Below are 16,463 nucleotides of genomic sequence, written 5' to 3'. Positions count from 1 at the left end.
CACCTTCAGGGCGCGTCCGGCCAGGCCTTGAGCAGCGGCAGCGGATCGTAGGCACCCTCGGCTCCGTAGATGCCCCAGTGCAGATGCGGCGGAGTGCCTTTGGCATTGCCGGTATCACCGACGTAGCCCAGGACGGTGCCCTGTTCGATGACATCGCCACGTGCCAGGCCCTCGCGCCAATCATCCAGATGCGCGTAGTAATAGCGCTCGCGCGCAGGGCCCATCACCCAGACCTGGCGACCGCCCAGGCCGCTTTCACGGATGTCGGCGACGATCCCCGGGGTGGCGCTGCGCACCTCGGTGCCGCGCTTGGCGAAAATGTCCACGCCGGCATGCGTGCGGTCGCGTCCACGCGGTGCGCCGAACGTGTCGGCGACCTGGCGTGCGGCCACGCCTGCCACGGGGACGGGCAGCGCGGTCGGTGCAGGCATCTGTGACAGGCGCCAGAGCGCCCGCGGTGATTCCGCGATGGGGCTGTTCCAGAGCACGCCGGCCACCACGATGCAGACGACAAGCACGAACAGCCGCAGCAACCCGCGCCGCAGGCGGCGTGCAGGGGAGGCGGCGGGCGGCGAAGCGCTCATGACACCGTCCTCCCGGTCTTGCGTGTACCCGTGCGCCCGGAGACATGCAGGTGCTCGGGCACATGCCAGCGCCATGGAAACTCGATCGCCTTGCTGATCCCGATCCGCGGCCCGGCCACCGGTGCGACGGGGGGCGCCATCCCATCGGACACGATGCGGATGCCGCGGTCGTTACGGACCAGATCCGCGCCATCCAAGGCCTTGGTGATGCCCATCGCCTGCGACAGGCGGCCCGGGCCACTGGCCAGGTCGCGCTCGCGCTTGATCGCCGGACGCGCCTCGCGGATCAGCTCCAGCCCCGCCACCGGTTCCAGTGCGCGCAGCAGCACGCCCCAGCCTTGGCCGACGTCCCCACACACCGCGTTCGAGCCCCAGTGCATGCCGTAGCTGAAATAGACGTAGAGATGGCCGGCTTGGCCGAACATCGTGGCGGTGCGCGCGGTCATCCCGCGATAGGAGTGCGCTGCCGGATCCTGGTCACCCGCGTACGCCTCCACCTCCACGATCCGACCGGCGCGGCCGTCATCGCGCACCAGCAGCTTGTTCAGCAGTTCCGGCGCTACCTCGGCCGGGTGCCGCTGATAGAAACGCCGCGGCAGAACCTTCCACGTCTTCATGACCTTCCGCGCAATGGATGCACCTTGCCAGTGTGGAACCAGCGCTTACTGTGACGCGCCGCGGGTCAATGCGCGATCAACGCGCCGCCATCGTCACGCCACGCTCGCCCCGCATTCGCGGCAGGTTGATCGAAACAGGGCAATCCTCGATGGCAGACACCGCCACCGCCAGCCACGCGCCATGCCCGCCAGAAAGCGCCTGAAAATCGCCACCTTCAACGTCAATGGTGTGCTGACACGGCTGCCGCATCTGCTGACGTGGCTGGCGCGCGAACAGCCCGATATCGTGGCACTGCAGGAACTCAAGGCCACCCAGGAGGCGTTTCCGGAGGCGGCGATCCGCGAGGCGGGGTACGGCTGCATCTGGCAGGGACAACGATCCTGGAACGGGGTCGCGCTGCTTGCGCGCGGCCAGGACCCGATCGAAAGCCGCCGCGGGCTGCCCGGCGACCCGAAAGACGACCAGAGCCGCTATCTGGAAGCGGCCGCGCATGGCGTGATCGTGGCGGGTCTGTATCTGCCCAATGGCAATCCGCAGCCGGGCCCGAAGTTCGATTACAAGCTGAAGTGGATGCAGCGGCTCCACAGGCACGCCAAAACGCTGGTCGCATTGCCGCATCCGGTCGCGCTGATCGGCGACTTCAACGTCGTGCCCACGGATGCGGATATCTACGATCCCAAATCGTGGCGCAAGGACGCGCTGCTGCAGCCCGAGGTCCGCCAGGCCTACCAGGCGCTGCTCGACCAAGGCTGGACCGACAGCCTGCGCGCGGTGCATGGCGATGCACAGATCTTCACGTTCTGGGACTACTTCCGTGAGCACTTCGCGCGCGACCGCGGGCTGCGCATCGACCATCTGCTGCTCAATCCCGTGCTCGCGCCCCGCCTGAAAGATGCGGGGGTGGACCGCTGGGTGCGGGCGCTGGAAAAACCCAGCGACCATGCGCCCACCTGGGTCGAGGTCGTGGCGCCACCCAAGCCCCGATAGCCGCAGCGGGATGTCGAAAACACCGCCGACGCGGTAGAGTCCTCGGGCAGGCCGTTTGCGAGGGTATTGCCATGCCATATCGGAGAAAGGACATCGCCCCGGGCGTCGGCGAGGGCAAGCGGCTGCCGGCCGGCCCGGAGACCCCGGTGTTCTGCCGGGCGCGTGAGTATCCCGCCGGCACGATCATCGCATTGCATCACCATCCGGACCGGCACCAGCTGGTCTACGCCGAATCCGGCGTGCTGGTGGTGCAGGCCGGGGCAGGGCGCTGGGTGGTGCCCAGCACACGCGCGATCTGGATTCCCGCCGGCATGGGCCACAAGGTCAGCTGCATCGGCGCGGTCGGCATGCGCAGCCTGTACATCCTGCCGCAGGCGATCGCCCAGCCACCAGCCAGCGCCTCGACGGTCTCGGTCACGCCCTTGCTGGCCGCCCTGATCCATGCGGCGATGGACGTCCCGCCGCCGTATCAAGCCGATTCCCGCGACGGGCGGCTGATGCAGTTGATCCTGGATGAGCTGCAGCTGTTGCCGGTGCTGCCGCTGCATCTGCCGCAGCCGACCGACCCGCGGCTGCGCGCCATTGGGCAGCAGCTGGAATCCATGCCGGACGATCCCTCCACCCTGCAGGACTGGGCGCGCCGGCTGGGCGTGGACGTCAAGACCATCCAGCGCCTGTGCGCACGCGAGCTGGGCATGACCTTCGGGCAATGGCGCCAGCAGGCGCGTCTGCTGCGTGCGCTGGAGCAGCTGGCGCACGGCGAGAAGGTGATCGACGTGGCGCTCTCGCTGGGCTACGCCAGTCCGAGCGCCTTCACTGCCATGTTCAAGAAACGCTTCGGCCAGCTGCCGAGCCAGTTCTTCCATTGAGGCGCGTGGCTCAGCGCATCGTGGTCTTCGGCAGGAACGCTGTCGCCAGCCCCAGCAGCGGCAGATACGAGGTGAAGTGGTAGACCCACACGATGCCGTGCACGTCGGCCAGCTTGCCGAGCCCGGCCGCGCCGATGCCGCCGATGCCGAACATCAAACCGAACATCAGGCCCGACACCATGCCGACACGGCCCGGTACCGCTTCCTGCGCGTACACCACCAACGCCGCGAAGGCCGAGGACATGACCAGCCCGACCGCCACCGCCAACACGGCGGTGCCCATCAGGTTGGCGTAGGGCAGGGCGAGCGCGAACGGCGCAACACCGAGGAAGGAGATCCAGATCACCGCCTTGCGCCCGATCCGGTCTCCGACCGGACCACCGATGAAGGTACCCAGCGCGACCGAGGCCAGGAAGATGAAGAGGTACATCTGGCTCTGCTGCACGCTCAGGCCAAAGCGCTCGATCAGGTAGAAGGTGAAGTAGTTGGTGAACGAGGCGATGTAGACGAACTTGGCGAACATCAACACCGCGATCACTGCGATGGCCTGGATCACCTTGCCGCGGCTCAACCCGACGCCGTGGCTCTTGGCCAGGCTCTTCATCTTTGCCTGGCCGTGCTGCACGGTCCAGCCGGTGAGACGGAACAGCACGGTGATGGCCAACGCAGCCGCCAGCATGAACCATGCAATGGCACGCTGCCCGTGCGGGATCACGATCAAGGCCGCCAGCAGCGGCCCGATCGCCGAGCCGGTATTGCCACCGACCTGAAAGGTGGACTGCGCGGTGCCGAAGCGGCCGCCCGAGGCCATGCGCGTCACGCGCGAGGCTTCGGGATGGAAGGTGGCCGAACCGATGCCGACGATCGCCGCAGCAACCAGCAGCATTTCGTAGCGGGTCGCCACTGCCATCAGGGCGATGCCGACGAAGGTGGCGATCATGCCCGACGGCAGCAGGTACGGCAGCGGCCGTTTGTCGGTGTACATGCCCACCCACGGCTGCAACAGCGAGGCGGTGACCTGGTACACCAGGGCGATGATGCCGATCTGGCCGAAGGTGAGCGAAAACTCGCTCTTGAACATCGGATACACCGCCGGCAGCACGGCCTGGATCATGTCGTTGAGCAGGTGCGCGAAGGCGGCAGCGCCGACGATGCGGATCGCGAAACCCTGTTGGGGGGCCGGGGTGATCGGTTCGGTGGGGATGACGGGCGGGGCAGCGGTTTCAGTGGTCATGGGCCGGGATCAGGAGCGGGAGGGTGCCGATGCCTGGGTATCAGCGGCGTTGGCACCCGGAAGCGGACAGGCGACAAGCGTAGACCGCGACTCGGGCCCCGTCTCTCGCGATATGGGCGGTGGTCGTCGCAATCAGGGCAGACCCTCTGAAAAGCAGGCGGTACGGCCCAGGTGGTCCCGCGACGCGGCATACTCCCTCCGACTGCCGGACGGCAGCCCAGCGGAAAGGAGGACAGGATGTTGCCGATCAGAACACTCATGGTGGTGCTGCTGCTCTTCAGCACCTCGAGCTGGGCCAGGGTGCCCACCGACCCTGCACAGGCCGAGCAGATCTTCACTCGCTGGCTGGCGGCCTAAGTGGGCATCCTGCAGCTGGCCGAGGCTGGCAGGCTTTCGCTGGACGATACGGTTGCCAGCCACCTGGAGGACTACCCCAACCAAGCGGTAGCCACGGCAGTCACGATCCGCCAGCTGCTCAACCACACCAGCGGCCTGGGCGAGATTTTCGACGACGCGTTCGAGACCCGCAAAGCCTCCCTCAAGACACTGCGGACCCTGCCGCTGCGAGGCACGTCGGCGGGCGGCGGCTACAGCACCGCCCGGGATCTGCTCCGCTTCGCCGAAGCGCTGCGCGCTGGCAGGCTGATCCCGGCCGCGGCGGTGCAGGCAGCCACCTCGCCGCAGAACACCAAGGGCTGGTACGGCTACGGCTTCATGGTGAGTGGCGAGGACGAGCAGCGCCAGTATGGCCACGAGGGCGGGGCGCCCGGCGCGAATGCCGCGCTCATCGTGCTGCCCAGCCAGGGCTATGTGGTGATCGGGCTGAGCAATGTCGATCCCGATGCGATGGAGAACGTGGTCAACTTCGTCGGCAATCGCCTGCCGCTGTAACCGGCTCGCCTCAGCGCCAGCCCAGCAGTGCCGGCAGCGAAGACGCCAGCAACGCGATCCCGGAAACGGTGAGCAGGCTCAGCACGATCTGGCGGAAGCGCAGATCACTGATACCGATGTACACGCGGGTGCCGAGCAGGGTCGGGATCAACATGGCCGGCGCAACGATGGCGAACATCGGCAGCATGTCACGGGTGACGATGCCCGTCCCCACGTAGGTGCCCATGGTGACCAGCAGCATCGACAGGTTGAAGTTCTGCACGACGGAGCGCTGCACATCGCGCTCGTAGCCGCGCAGCGTGCACCACAGCGTCGGCAGCGTGCCGGTGAAGCCACCCAAACCACCCATGATGCCGCCGGCAAACCCCACCACGCCGTCCGCCGCGCGCCCGCCGGCGGTGACCCGCGGCAGCTGGCGTGACAGCAGCATGGCCGGGCACCACAGCACCAGCAGGGTGCCCAGGATCGCCTTGAGCCAGTTCATGTCGAGCAGGGGCAGCAGGTAGACGCCCAGCGGGATGCCGGCCAACCCACCCAGAACGAAAGGCAGCAGGGTCTTCAGGTTGAAGCCGCGGCGCACGGTGAAGGCCGCCAGCAGCTGGCCGGTGAGGGCACCGAACACCGAGAGCGACGCCGCGAGCCTGGGGTCCAGCACCCAGGCCCAGAAGGACAGCGCCACCAGCCCGAAGGCGAAGCCGGAAAGACCCTGCACAAAGCCGGCGACGATGGCGCCCAGCGCGACAACCAGGTAAATCGAATCCACTGCCGCTCCTTACTGCCTGCCGGCGAAGGCATCCGTCGCGCGCACCAGCGCATCTGCCGTCGCAGGTTCCGTTGCACTGTGGCCCGACACGACCATCTGCAGCGATGCTTCAGGCCAGGCGCAGGCCAGATCCCACGCGCTGCGCGCCGGACAGATGATGTCGTAGCGGCCCTGCACGATCACGCCCGGCAGGTGCCGGATGCGGTCGATATCCCGCAGCAGCTGCCCAGGTTCGAGGAAGGCGTGGTTGCGGAAGTAGTGCGCCTCGATGCGCGCCTTGGCCAGCGTATGCAGCGGATCATCAGCGGACACCGCATCCACATCGTGCTCCAGCGTGGCGGCGTGATCCTCCCACCCCAGCCAGGCCTGTGCCGCCGCGATGCGGGTCGCTTCGTCCGGGCTGTCCAGGCGCCGCCAGTAGGCGGCGATCATGTCGCCGCGCTCTTCTTCAGGGATGTATGCCTCGTAGCGCGCCCAGCGCTCCGGGAAGACCCAGCGCGCACCGCCGTCGGCTTCGGCGAACCAGCGGTTCTCCTCGGCGCGGCCGAGGTACACGCCGCGCACGATGACACCGGTCGCGCGTTCCGGGTGTGCCTGGGCGTAGGCGAGTGCCAGCGTGGAGCCCCACGATCCCCCGAACACCAGCCAGCGGTCGATACCCAGCAGCTCGCGGATGAGCTCCACGTCCGCGACCAGGTGCTGCGTCGTGTTGTCGCGCAGCTCGCCGAATGGCGTGGAGCGCCCGCTGCCACGCTGGTCGATCAATACGATGCGATAGCGCGCCGGGTCGAAGAAACGACGGTGCACCGGGGAGACGCCGGCACCCGGTCCGCCATGCAGGAACACCACGGGGATGCCGTCCGGAGTGCCGCACTCCTCCACGAACAGGGTGTGCAGGTCATCGACTGCCACCTGATGGGTAAGGAAGGGCGTGATCGATGGATATAGCGTGCGCATGGTGGCGTCCTGCAGATAACTGACGCCACATGATACCGCCGCAGCGTTCAACTGCTGTCGCGCTGCACCCGCGTTCGGTACGCCGCCACATTGTCACCGCGGATGCGCCGTTCCTGCGTGCCGGTCACCGTATCGACCTTGCGGTCTGAACCGGTGACGGGCTTGGCGTCGATCGCGGTGTCGCGCTCGAACGCGTGGGATTTGTCGGTGTTGCGGTAGTACCGGTACAGCGCCCAGTACAACGCCGTTGCACCGGCGGGGCCGGCGGCAAGCAGCCAGAGACCACTGTCATCGCTCATGAGGCAGCTACCAGGAAGAAAAGCACGAGGGCTTCGATGATGGTGCCGGTGGTGAGCGCGGCCAGCAGCAGCTTCCACTGCTGCACCGGCACGCTGCCCATGGTTTCGCCGGTGCGGCCGTTCACCGCGATGTAGTGCAGCATGCCGCCGTTGCGGCTGGGCTGGTGATACGAGTACAGCCACACCGGCAGGTACATCGACACCCAGCGGGTGCCATGCACATCCACGCGCTCACGCTCCCAGCGCACGCCACGATCGTAGCGGCGCACCGAACCTTCCACCTGGGCGCGGGCGATCGACAGCAGCTGATCCTCCAGCCGCGGGCGCAGTTTCTCCACATCGAGATTGCGCTTTTCCGAAGTGAAGCCGGCCAGATAGGAGGCGTTCCACTTCAGCGCGTTCTTGGTATCGAACGGCAGGATCGCGTTGATGATGTTGTTGGTATTGCTCTGGATGTCCAGATTGCCGCGTTCGGCGGAGGACTCCAGGGTCAGGTCGTCCACGGTGAAATCGACCTGGCGGTCCACCTGGTACACGTCGGCGTCGTAGTAGGTCTGCTTGTTCTTTTCGGTGCCGCGCGTGTACTGCCGCGTCTGGATTTCACCCTTGCCCGAGACGCTGGCACTGACGTTGCTGTCCACGATCATGTAGGGCAGGTAGACGCCGGTGACGTTTTCCGGCGTGAACTGGTCCTTGAAGGCTTTCAGCGCGAACAGGCGCCGCTTGTCCACGAACTGCCGGATCCGTGCGACCGCGTCGTCCTTGCTGATGCGGAACGGCAGCACCGCATCGGGCACCGCGCCGTTGGCGATCTGCTCGTTGACCCCGAACACGTGGCGGCACCAGTGGCAGCGTGCGGTCATGGTGCTTTCGGTGTTGATGGTGACTTCCGCCCCGCAGCCGGTGCACTTGAAGCTCATCAGGCTGGCGGTGCCAGTGTCGATGTCGCGCGCACCGGACGCGACCACGGTACCGCGAAGCTCGCCGATCCCTTCGCCGAACCCGAACGCTTCCTCGACCCGGTCGCCGTGCCATTCGTGACGGCAGAACTGGCAGACCAGTACATCGGTGCCGAGCTTGAGCCGCACATCGCTGGAGCCGCAGTTCGGGCAGCGGTTGACGCCGTCCTTGAGCTCGGCCGCAGAGGTGTCCAGCGCGGCCGGATCGGGCGCCAGCACTTCATCGCGGATGGGCTGGGGCAGGGTGGCCGGGTCGATCGGGAAACTGCCCGGCACCGGCGGCACCTCCCGGGGCGAGCCTGGGCCGGTGACCGGCGCCGCGGGCGAGGGCGAGGGCGGCAACGGTGGCGGACCCGCCGGGATCGGCGGTGGCATCTTGGGGTCGGACATGGTGTCGGTGCGCTCGGTGCCTTACAGCCCCAGCGCCTTGGCCTTGAGCTTGTCGTAGTCGTCCTGGGTGATCAGGCCGAGATCCAGCATCTCCTTGGCCTTCTTCAGCTTGGCGACCGGGTCGTCCGCGGCCGGGGCGACCGGCTGCTGCATCCCGCCAACCCCGAGCATGCCCGAGGCCATGCCGACGCCGACCAGGCCGGCGGCACCGCCGTTCTCGCCCGCCGACTGGATGCCCTGGGCCACGCTGGCCTGCAGGTTGGAGTTGCCGCGCGAGCCGGCCAGCGCATCGGCGCGCTGCACGGTCTTGAGCAGTTCACGCGTGTTGGCGTCGTACTCGATCGAGACGATGGCGGTCTTGACGATGGCCAGGCCGCGATCGGACTTCCACTGGTAGCCCTGCTCGACGGCGGCGGACAGGCTCTGCGCGAAGCCCAGCGAGTCCTGCTGCAGCTTGGTGATCCGGTTGCCCTTGCCCGGGTCGTTCGTATACAGGCTGAAGGCCGGGGCCAGCGAGCCCACCACTTCGTTGAACAGCTGGCTGGCGGCGGCGTTGTCCAGATCGGTGAAATCGAACACCTGGCCCGGCTGCAGGTAGCTGGCCGGCACGAAGTTCTTCACGAACAGGATCGGATCGACGATTTTCAGCGTGTACGAGCCGCGCGTGACCGCGCCGACCTGCGTGCCGAGGAAGCCATCGTCCCAGTAGATTTCGGACTGCGTGCCGAAGCGGTTGTCCGGCAGCTCTTTCAGCGAGACGAAGAATGCCGCCTGCTGCGACCCGGGCTGGCCGCCGAACTTGAAACGCTCCCAGCTCTGCTTGATCAGCGGGCTGACGAAGCCGTCGCCGGCGAAGATCGACTGCGAGTTGGTATCGTCCGAGCGCCATTCATAGCCACCCGGCTCGGCGACGAAGCCGGTGATCGCGCCGTCCTGGAACAGCAGCAGGCCGTACCCTTCGGGCACGACGATCCTGGAGCCGTTGGTGATGATGTTGGAGGAGGCGCTGGTGTTGGAGCCGCGCCCGGCATTGGTGCCGCGCGGGACCGCCGCGAACAGCGCTGCCGTGGAGGGCAGGCCCGTCGGCACGGTGTAGAAGTCCTTCCATTGGTCGGCCAGAACACCACCCACTGCACCTGCCACCGCCTGACGAAGACCCATGACCAACTCCCTGTGATTCGTGGCCGGGCACCGTGCCCGCCATGCTCGGCCGACTATATCAGCAGCCAACGCACCTGCATCCAGAACGCCGCTCTGCTCGTACAAGCGCCATGAACCCGAAGTCGCCGATCCCCCGGAAGTGGCCTACCATGGAGGCTGACCCGCCTGTTGCCAGGATGACGCCCTTCGAGGCCGCCCGGATGATTGCCGCTCCCGCTCAATCCACGACGGAGATCAAGACCTGGGCGGCGGAAATGGCGGCGGTGGCCGGCTCGCGCGACCGCGAGTGCTTCCTGCGCATCTACGACCACTTCATGCCGCGTCTGTGCCGCTACCTGGGTGGGTTGGGGGCGGCCGATGGCGTGGCCGAGGATCTTGCCCAGGAAGTGCTGCTCAAACTGTGGAACCGTGCCGACCTGTACGATCCGGCGCGCAGCAGCCTGGGCACGTGGCTGTACCGGGTCGCGCGCAACATGCATATCGACCGCGTGCGCCGGGAACATATCTGGGTGCATGCCCACGAGGTGGTCGAGCAGGCCGCCGAAGAGGCCGACGGGGGCGGCTCGCCGGCCGAGCGCCATACCGAGCACGTCAGGCTCAAACAGCGGCTGGACGAACTCTCCGCAACGCAGGCCCGTTTGATCCGGATGTCCTACTTCGAAGCCAAGACCCACGGCGAGATCGCCACCGAGCTGCATATGCCACTGGGCACCGTGAAATCCCATATCCGACGTGCGTTTCTGCAGTTGCAGTCGCTGATGGGAGAGTCGCGATGAATCCTCGTCATCACCTGGACCCGACCACCGTCCTGGGCTTTGCCACCGGAACCCTGGCGCCGGAAATGTCGGTGGTCGCCGCGGCGCACCTGGAAGCCTGCGCCTACTGCCGGGAACAACTGCGCGCGGCCGAACGGGTCGGGGGACTGCTGCTGGAGCAGCAATTGCCGCCGCCCGGCGCGGAGGATCGCCAGGCCGCGCTTCGGCAGACCATGCTGACACGCCTGGATGCCGCGCCAGTGGAGGATGGCATGCGTGGCCAGGCAGCGGTGCGCGTCGCGCCTGGGCACGACCCGGATCAACTGCCGGCGGCGCTGGCACCGCATTTCGGAACGTCCTACCGCTCGCTGAAATGGCGGTGGATGGCGCCGGGTGTCCACTGCATCCGCGCAGCGGCGCACCCGTCGTTGATCATGCTGAAGATCGCCCCGGGCAAATGCCTGCCCATGCACAGCCACGGCAGCAGCGAGCTGACCCAGATCCTTCGCGGTGCCTACGATGATTCACTGGGGCATTTCGCCCCCGGCGATGTGGCCGATCTCGACAGCCAGGTCGAGCATCAGCCGGTGACCACCCCCGGGGTGGCGTGCATCTGCGTTTCAGCGCTGGATGCGCCCCTGGTCTTCAGCGGATGGTTCGCGCGGAAGCTGCAGCAGGTGTTCAAACTCTGACCGGGCAGGCCGTGATCGCGGCCGCTTCGAACACCTGCATCACCAAGGCCGGGGACATCGGCCGGGCAAGCAGGTAGCCCTGGACTTCATCGACCCCCATCGCAGCCAGCACCTCCACCTGCGCCTGATGCTCGACTCCCTCGGCCACGGTGAGGTAGCCCAGCTCATGCGCCAGATGATGGATGGCCGAGACCTTGGCGCGCGCCCGGGGATTGATGGCGATGCCATCGATCAACGATTTGTCCAGCTTCACGGTGTGGATGGGAAGGTCGGACAGATAGCTGAAATTGCTGTAGCCGCTGCCGAAGTCGTCGATCGCCACAGTGATGCCGGCCTGCGCCATCGCTGCGATATGGCCGATGGCCGGGGAGCCCGGGCGCAGCCATTCGCCCTCGGTGATCTCCAGTTCGATCATCGAGAACGGCAGCGCCCTGTGCTCGAGTTTGCTGCGGATGTCGTGCCATGCCGAGGCGTTGGACAGATAACTGCTGGAGAGGTTGATCGAGACCGGAATATCCAGCCCTTGGGCGCGCCACGCCTGGACCTGATCGAGCGCGGTGTCGAGCACCCAGTTGGTCACCTCATCCATCAGGGCGGTCCGCTCGAAGACCGGAATGAACTCGCCCGGGCTGATCGACCCCAGGGTAGGGTGGGTCCAGCGGATCAGGGCTTCGGCCGAGACCGGGCGCCGGCCGTCCAGGGTGAAGCGGGGCTGGTAATCCAGGTGGAAATCGCCGGCCTGCAGCCCGCGTTCGGCATCGGAGGCCAGGCGGTAGGCGCGGTGCATCTTTTCGTCGCGCTGTTCGGAGTACCAGCAGAACGGCCGACGTGCGTCGAACGCACCGTGCATGCTGACCAGCAGCCGCCGCAGCAGGTCGTGGCTGTCTTCTTCGCCCGGTTCGACGGCGCAGATGCCGGCATGGAAGCGTGGCGACATCGGCACTGCCGCGGCCATCAGCGGGCGCAGCATGCGCGTTCTCAATTCCAGGATCAGTGCCTCCACCTGGGCTGCGGCCGGCATCTCGACCACGAAGGCAAACCGCGTCACCCCCACGTGGTACACCGTGGCCACGCCCTCCAGCGCGGCACGCAGGCGGACGCCGGCGCGCCGGATCAAGGCCTCCAGCGGACGCAGGCCCAGCACCTGGCCCACCTGGTTGGCGCGTGGAATGTCGAGGATGTCCACCGCGACGGCGTAGGCCGTTCCTTCAGTGCAACGCGCCAGGATGCCGGGCAGATCCGCATGCAGCTGGTGCCGGCTCGGCAGGCCGCTGACCGGGTCCAGCCGACCGGACATCGCACGCAGCTCCAGCTGCGCGACGACCAGCTCGGCCAGGGTGGCCAGCTGATCCTGATCACCCTCGTCGAACATGCGCGGGCGTGTGTCCATGACGCACAGGGCACCGATGGCGACCCCGTTCTTTGCCACCAGCGGTGCGCCCGCGTAGAAGCGCAGATGCGGGCTGTCGGTGACCAGCGGGTTGTCGCGGAAGCGGGGGTCCTGGCGGAGATCCGGAACCACCAGCACGCCATCGGCGGTGACGGCGTGGGCGCAGATCGAGGCGCGGATGTCGGTCTGCGCCATGGGCAGGCCGATCCGGGAAAGGAAGCGCTGCTTCACATCCCCGAGGATCGAGACGAATGCCACCGGGGCATCGAAGGTGTAACCGGCCAGCGCGGTGAGCCTATCCAGTGCAGGCAGGGACGCCAGACCGTCGACCTGCATGGCACTGAGGACCGCGCTGCGTTCGTCGCGTTGTGAGGTGGGGGGGCTCATCGTGATTCGACTGGGAGTGGAGGCCACGGCCGAAGCCGGAAAAGTGGGCCTCCTGTCCCTTGCCGCTCGAACCGGCGGCGTTCCTTCCAGGCTATACGTACGACACACGCAGCTGGATGCAGTTACCAGTCGGTGGGCGCGTAGTCCTTCAGGAACTGACCCCAGACGTGATCGCCGGTGTTGATGCCGTGGATGATCGGGTCGACGATGCGGGCGGCGCCGTCGACGATATCCAGCGGCGGATGGAAGCGCTCTTCCTTCACTTTCTTGGCCGCGATATCCGCCGGATCCTCGTCGGTCACCCAGCCGGTGTCGACGCTGTTCATGTGGATGCCGTCGTTCTGGTAATCCGCCGCCGAGGTGCGCGTCATCATGTTCAGCGCAGCCTTGGCCATGTTGGTGTGCGGGTGGCGGGTGGTCTTGAAGTTGCGGTAGAACTGCCCCTCCATCGCCGAAACGTTGACGATGTGCTTGTCACGCTCGGGCGTGCGCAGCATCAGCGGCTTCAGGCGCGCATTGATGATGAACGGTGCGATGGCGTTGACCAGCTGGGTTTCCAGCAGCTCCACCGAGGGCACTTCGGCCATCAGCATGCGCCAGGAGTTGCGCCCGCGCAGATCCACCTGCTGCAGGTCCTGGTCCAGGCGACCTTCCGGGAACAGATGCTGCTGCGCCACGAGCTCATCGTCCAGCAGCGGCACCTGCGACAGCTCGGCAGCACGGGTCAGGCCGTTGGCGGCATTGAAGTCGCGGCCCTGGACCACCGGCAGCGCGGCCGAGGCGGTGGTGCCGAGGAGTTCGGCGCTGCGCAGGCCTTCGTAATCGCCGATCAGCTTGCGCAGCGTGTCTGGCACCTCGTGCAGCGGCGCGGTTTCACCGGCCATCATGTGCGCATAGAACTGCGGCGGGCGGCGCACGGTCTGGCAGGCGTTGTTGATGATGAAGTCCAGGCGCGGGCGGGTGGCCAGCAATTCGCTGCAGAAGGCCTCCACGCTGGGGGTGTGGCGCAGGTCCAGGCCGTACACCTGCAGGCGGTGGCCCCATTCGGCGAAGTCGGGCTCTTCGGCGTAGCGCGCGGCCGAGTCACGCGGGAAGCGCGTGGTCACGATCAGCTCGGCGCCGGCGCGCAGCAGCTTGAGTCCGGCCTGGTAGCCGATCTTGACCCGGCCACCGGTCAGCAGCGCGACGCGCCCGCTCAGGTCGGCGGTTTCGGTGCGCTTGAAGAAGTTCAGCTCGGCACAGGCCGGGCACATCTGGTCATAGAAATGGTGCAGCTGGGTGAACTTCTGCTTGCACACATAGCAGTGGCGCAGCTCCGGGGAATGCACCGGCTCCGGCGCGGCGGCGGCATGCTCGCCATTGGAGGCGTCATGCAGGCCGGCGGCATGGGGCGGGAAGTAATTCGGGGTGCTGAACACGGGCTTGCGGCGCAGGGCGCGGATGCCGGTCTGCTCCAGCAGGGCCTCGGCCTTGGCCACCTTTTCCTGGTGGCGCTGCTTGGCCTGCTGTTTCAGCTTCGCCCGCCGCGCCTTGGGCTCGGGGTGGTAGACCTTCGCCACCACCTGGTGCAGGCGGGTGCGGTCGGCGTCGGGCAGCGTATCGAGCACGCTGCGGTCGGCTTCGATGGCCTCCAGCAGGTCCAGCGCGGCGCGCAGCCGGTCGGTCAGGGGCAGGTCGTCGTCGGCAAGGGGCAGGGCGGTGGTATTCAATTCGGGTCCGGGAAAAGCAGCAGGAAGACAGGCAGGCGGGCGCCGCGCGGTGGCCCCCGACGGGGCATGCGCCGGCAGGCCGGGGCAAACGATGGGCGGCTATTGTCCCTGATCCTGGGATTTGGTGCTGAGCGGCGGCCGTCCCTGGCTCCACATCCGCTCCACACCGCGCCCCATAGAGTGGTCTCCACCCAATCGATGGCCCTTCCCCGTGAGCCTGCAGACCTCCGTGTCCCTTCCGCTTCCCCGGCGCCCGTTGCCGGACAGTTGCCACTTCGAGCTGCTGGATGTGAGCGCCCTGCAGGACCCGGGCAGCGGCCGTATCGTGCATCTGTACTCGATGGTGGCGCGGTGCCTGTCCTGTGAGGTGGTGTTCAACGCCCGGGAAGGGGAAGGATTCGTGAGCACCTCGGCGGCGCGCCTGCTGCGCTGCCCCACCGGCTGCGGCGAGCAGTCCCTGAAGGGGGCCGCATTGCGCCAGTGGCGTGCTGCGGGCGTGTGCGGCACCTGATCCGATCCGGGCAGCCGCATGAGCATGCGGACACGCCGTCGCAGGGTGCAGATCTGCCGGCCGATGAGCACGCCAGATAAGAACAACGTCCAGCCCTGATCGGGCACGAACGCCGCGCTCGCTCAGCCTGACGCGAGCGAGGCCTGCAACGCAGTGGCCAGTGCGGCGTCACCATTCACCAGTTCGGTCCACTTCAGGGTGAGGCCATTCCGTTTTCCTTTCGGCACCAGCTTCAGGCCGTCGGGATCGATGGTCAGCGTGTATGCCTGGTCGCCGATCTGGACCTCCCGGCGCACCGGTTTATCGAGTGGGGTCATGGGGGATCACGGCTTCGGCGGGGATTCGCGCTTCGGTTCCGCGCTGGTCCCGGTGTCGTGCCCGGAGTCCTGCGCCTCGGAGGCGGCCGTTCCACTACCGCCACCGGGCACGTTGCGCGACGTATCGCCCGCGGCCGGAGCGGTGGCAGGCTGCTCGATCGTATCGGCGTGCTTGCCTTGATCAGTGTGCTCGGCCTGGCTGCAGGCAGACAGCGCCATCGTGGCAAGGGCGGTGAGCAACAAGGTGCGCATGACGATTCTCCGGGAGTGATACCACTCCGGTTTGTAACGCTGAGGCTGTTGCTGATCCGTGATCACCTCGTTGATCACTCTGTGACGACAGCGGCATGGAGTACCCTTGCCGCCGTCGATGCTTAGCCGTTCCGTGGTCTGCGGGCGGGGAGCCGGCGTGTTACGGAGCAGAGTAGACATCATGAGTATTCCCGAGGGAGTGGACGAGAACCGGCGCGGGCACGGCCTCACACGACGAGGCTTCCTTCTTGCGGTTGGTTCGGTTTCGCTGCTCGCGGCCTGTCGTGATAAAGCGCCTGCGGTGGCAGCGCCCGCCGCAGCAGCGCCGGCGGCCAGGACCGATACCCCCTTTCTCTCGCTGTCCCGCGCCCTGACCGACAAGAACGACCTCGACCCGGCCACGGCCGAACGGATCGAAAAGGCGTTCGCCACCCTGCAGCCCGACCTGCATGCGCAGTTTCCTGCCCTGGTCACGCTGGCCGGGCAGGTGAGCGGTGCCACGGCGCTGGTCGCCGCCGCCGGCGAGGCCCAGCCCGCGGCCCTTGCCATCATCACTGCCTGGTATACCGGCACGGTGGGCAAAGGCGCCCACGCCGTGACCGTGTCCTATCGCGATGCGCTGATGCAGCGCTGCGTGGACGACGGCCTCTCGCCACCGACCTATGTCCAGGGCGGACCCGCCTGGTGGACCGCTGAGCCGCCGGCCCCGATTCGAGCCCACGCATAAGCCTGCGCGGT

At 67.2% G+C, this 16,463-nt stretch carries 18 protein-coding genes and 1 pseudogene; 7 read left to right on the top strand and 12 right to left on the bottom strand.

What is annotated here, in order from left to right; translation table 11 throughout:
• Nucleotides 1-5 precede the first annotated feature (5 nt).
• Both ORK51_RS04770 and ORK51_RS04765 read right to left on the bottom strand, forming a co-directional pair.
• On the bottom strand, nt 6-584 hold the full coding sequence (locus ORK51_RS04770) for a M23 family metallopeptidase (RefSeq protein ID WP_070425193.1): 579 nt from the start codon (nt 582-584) through the stop codon (nt 6-8).
• Nucleotides 581-1,201, bottom strand: coding sequence for a DNA-3-methyladenine glycosylase (locus tag ORK51_RS04765; RefSeq protein ID WP_070425192.1), 621 nt, complete (start codon nt 1,199-1,201; stop codon nt 581-583). The genes ORK51_RS04770 and ORK51_RS04765 overlap by 4 nt, the downstream gene beginning before the upstream one ends.
• Nucleotides 1,202-1,382: 181 nt before the next feature.
• Between ORK51_RS04765 and xth the strand changes: the two are divergent.
• Nucleotides 1,383-2,183 (top strand): annotated as a pseudogene (gene xth, locus ORK51_RS04760) (exodeoxyribonuclease III); the annotation flags it as partial.
• 77 nt (nt 2,184-2,260) lie between these two features.
• The gene (locus ORK51_RS04755) at nt 2,261-3,058 is read left to right on the top strand and encodes an AraC family transcriptional regulator (protein ID WP_266084347.1); all 798 of its coding nucleotides are present in this window, start codon (nt 2,261-2,263) and stop codon (nt 3,056-3,058) included.
• A gap of 10 nt (nt 3,059-3,068) precedes the next feature.
• Here ORK51_RS04755 and ORK51_RS04750 read toward each other — a convergent pair whose 3' ends face one another.
• The gene (locus ORK51_RS04750) at nt 3,069-4,292 is read right to left on the bottom strand and encodes an MFS transporter (protein WP_266084346.1); all 1,224 of its coding nucleotides are present in this window, start codon (nt 4,290-4,292) and stop codon (nt 3,069-3,071) included.
• A 357-nt stretch (nt 4,293-4,649) separates the two neighbouring features.
• Here ORK51_RS04750 and ORK51_RS04745 point away from each other — a divergent pair, with 357 nt between their 5' ends.
• Nucleotides 4,650-5,183 (top strand): serine hydrolase domain-containing protein, encoded by a 534-nt coding sequence (locus tag ORK51_RS04745; protein ID WP_261996692.1) that lies wholly within the window; start codon nt 4,650-4,652, stop codon nt 5,181-5,183.
• Nucleotides 5,184-5,193: 10 nt separating this feature from the next.
• On the opposite strand, the gene ORK51_RS04740 is transcribed toward ORK51_RS04745, so the two are convergent.
• Genes ORK51_RS04740 through ORK51_RS04720 form a run of 5 tightly spaced genes read right to left on the bottom strand, consistent with a single transcriptional unit; the run spans nt 5,194 to nt 9,712 of the window.
• Nucleotides 5,194-5,946, bottom strand: a complete 753-nt coding sequence (locus tag ORK51_RS04740; protein ID WP_070425189.1) for a sulfite exporter TauE/SafE family protein — start codon at nt 5,944-5,946, stop codon at nt 5,194-5,196.
• Nucleotides 5,947-5,955: 9 nt separating this feature from the next.
• Nucleotides 5,956-6,903 carry a prolyl aminopeptidase gene (gene pip / locus ORK51_RS04735; protein ID WP_266084345.1) on the bottom strand — a complete coding sequence of 316 codons (948 nt, stop codon included), beginning with the start codon at nt 6,901-6,903 and terminating at the stop codon, nt 5,956-5,958.
• 47 nt (nt 6,904-6,950) lie between these two features.
• Nucleotides 6,951-7,202 (bottom strand): hypothetical protein, encoded by a 252-nt coding sequence (locus tag ORK51_RS04730; RefSeq protein WP_266084344.1) that lies wholly within the window; start codon nt 7,200-7,202, stop codon nt 6,951-6,953.
• On the bottom strand, nt 7,199-8,551 hold the full coding sequence (locus ORK51_RS04725; protein WP_266084343.1) for a TFIIB-type zinc ribbon-containing protein: 1,353 nt from the start codon (nt 8,549-8,551) through the stop codon (nt 7,199-7,201). The genes ORK51_RS04730 and ORK51_RS04725 overlap by 4 nt, the downstream gene beginning before the upstream one ends.
• 21 nt (nt 8,552-8,572) lie before the next feature.
• On the bottom strand, nt 8,573-9,712 hold the full coding sequence (locus ORK51_RS04720; protein ID WP_046272823.1) for an SPFH domain-containing protein: 1,140 nt from the start codon (nt 9,710-9,712) through the stop codon (nt 8,573-8,575).
• A gap of 176 nt (nt 9,713-9,888) precedes the next feature.
• Between ORK51_RS04720 and ORK51_RS04715 the strand changes: the two genes are divergently transcribed.
• Nucleotides 9,889-10,488 carry a sigma-70 family RNA polymerase sigma factor gene (locus tag ORK51_RS04715; RefSeq protein ID WP_266084342.1) on the top strand — a complete coding sequence of 200 codons (600 nt, stop codon included), beginning with the start codon at nt 9,889-9,891 and terminating at the stop codon, nt 10,486-10,488.
• A complete protein-coding gene (locus tag ORK51_RS04710) occupies nt 10,485-11,159 on the top strand; it encodes a ChrR family anti-sigma-E factor (RefSeq protein ID WP_070425182.1) in 675 nt (224 codons plus the stop codon). Before ORK51_RS04715 ends, ORK51_RS04710 begins: the two co-directional genes overlap by 4 nt.
• Here ORK51_RS04710 and ORK51_RS04705 read toward each other — a convergent pair.
• Together ORK51_RS04705 and ORK51_RS04700 are read right to left on the bottom strand one after the other, a co-directional pair.
• On the bottom strand, nt 11,149-12,936 hold the full coding sequence (locus ORK51_RS04705) for a bifunctional diguanylate cyclase/phosphodiesterase (RefSeq protein ID WP_266084341.1): 1,788 nt from the start codon (nt 12,934-12,936) through the stop codon (nt 11,149-11,151). The two genes, ORK51_RS04710 and ORK51_RS04705, sit on opposite strands and share 11 nt — an antisense overlap.
• A 122-nt stretch (nt 12,937-13,058) precedes the next feature.
• Entirely contained in the window at nt 13,059-14,645 is a 1,587-nt protein-coding gene (locus tag ORK51_RS04700) for an SDR family NAD(P)-dependent oxidoreductase (protein WP_070425180.1), read from the bottom strand.
• Between the two features lie 211 nt (nt 14,646-14,856).
• Here ORK51_RS04700 and ORK51_RS04695 point away from each other — a divergent pair, with 211 nt between their 5' ends.
• On the top strand, nt 14,857-15,156 hold the full coding sequence (locus tag ORK51_RS04695; protein WP_070425179.1) for a hypothetical protein: 300 nt from the start codon (nt 14,857-14,859) through the stop codon (nt 15,154-15,156).
• Nucleotides 15,157-15,278: 122 nt separating this feature from the next.
• Here the strand turns inward: ORK51_RS04695 and ORK51_RS04690 are convergent, their stop codons facing one another.
• Nucleotides 15,279-15,473, bottom strand: coding sequence for a hypothetical protein (locus tag ORK51_RS04690; protein ID WP_070474059.1), 195 nt, complete (start codon nt 15,471-15,473; stop codon nt 15,279-15,281).
• A 6-nt stretch (nt 15,474-15,479) separates the two neighbouring features.
• Nucleotides 15,480-15,725, bottom strand: a complete 246-nt coding sequence (locus tag ORK51_RS04685) for a hypothetical protein (protein WP_070474060.1) — start codon at nt 15,723-15,725, stop codon at nt 15,480-15,482.
• Between the two features lie 181 nt (nt 15,726-15,906).
• Here ORK51_RS04685 and ORK51_RS04680 point away from each other — a divergent pair, with 181 nt between their 5' ends.
• Nucleotides 15,907-16,452 (top strand): sugar dehydrogenase complex small subunit, encoded by a 546-nt coding sequence (locus ORK51_RS04680; RefSeq protein ID WP_266084340.1) that lies wholly within the window; start codon nt 15,907-15,909, stop codon nt 16,450-16,452.
• Nucleotides 16,453-16,463 lie beyond the last annotated feature (11 nt).

The sequence above is a fragment of the Stenotrophomonas sp. RIT-551 genome, from assembly GCF_026241915.1.
In the GTDB taxonomy this organism is placed as follows: domain Bacteria; phylum Pseudomonadota; class Gammaproteobacteria; order Xanthomonadales; family Xanthomonadaceae; genus Stenotrophomonas; species Stenotrophomonas bentonitica_A.
This window is presented reverse-complemented; position numbering and strand designations above follow the sequence as displayed.